Below are 1,107 nucleotides of genomic sequence, written 5' to 3' on the forward strand. Positions count from 1 at the left end.
GCCGCTTACGAGGGCCCCATCGGAATCCTCTTAGAGCTGGGCGGTGCTGGCGGCATGGGCGGCGCAGCTACCACCGGGACCGCCGGCGCCGGCGGCGCCGGCGGCGACACCGTGGCTTTCAACTTGCTCGGGTTCTCCGTGGCCCACGCCGGCGCCGGTGGCACCGGCGGGGCCGCCACCGGGTCCGGCGGCACCGGCGGGGCCGGCGGCAATGGCGGCTTCGGCTTCGCGGCCGTGGGCGCGGGCGGCGGCGGCGGGGATGGCGGTGCATCTGTCCTCGGCAGCGGCGGCGCCGGCGGCGCCGGCGCCGACGGCGTCGGGCTGCTGGCCGGTGCAGGCGGTACCGGCGGGCACGGCGGCGCGGCCCCCACTGGCAGCGGCGGCAGTGGCGGTGCCGGCGGTGCCGGCGTCGGATTCATCGGTGCGGCGGGGAGCGGTGGCGACGCCGGCATCGGCCTCGCGGTCAGCGGCGGCAATGGAGGTGCCGGCGGCAGCGCTTACGGCGTACTCGCAGCAATCGGCGGGGCCGGAGGTGCCGGAGGCCCGGGTACCGGCGGGTTCGGCGGCGACGGCGGCAATGGAGAGAGTCTGTTGGTTGCAGTGGGCGGTGAAGGCGGGCACGCCGGCACGGGCGCCGGGGTCAACGGCGGTCAGGGAGGTGACGGCGGCGACGCCTCCGGCGCACTCGCGGCCTTTGCCGGGGCCGGCGGCGCCGGCGGTCCGGGCACCAGCGGATTCGGCGGTGGCGGCGGTGGCGGCGGCACCGCCGGGAGTCTGTTCGCGGCGGTGGGCGGAGCCGGCGGGCATGGCGGCGATGCTTCCACGGGAGGCGGCGGAGGCGGCGGTAACGGCGGCCTGGGCATCGCCTACAGCCCCGTGGTAGCCGGCGTCGGCATCGGCGGCGACGGCGGGCACGGCGGTGCCGGAACTAGTGGTGGCGACGGCGGTTTCGGCGGTGCCGGCGCTTCCTACGGCATCGCTGCGATCGCCATAGTGCTGGCGGGCGACGGCGGTGCCGGCGGCAACAGCGGCAACGGCGGATCCTTCGTGGCCGGCAGCGGCATCACCGCCGGCGCAAGCGGCGGCAGCTTCGGCGCAATCGGGGGC

Annotated in this window: 1 pseudogene; it reads left to right on the plus strand. The window is 78.0% G+C overall.

Annotated features, from left to right (window positions below):
- Positions 1–1,107: pseudogene (locus tag BST40_RS30445) on the plus strand (PE family protein); the annotation flags it as partial.

Origin of the sequence: Mycobacterium persicum (assembly GCF_002086675.1) — a bacterium.
GTDB classification, from domain to species: Bacteria; Actinomycetota; Actinomycetes; order Mycobacteriales; family Mycobacteriaceae; genus Mycobacterium; species Mycobacterium persicum.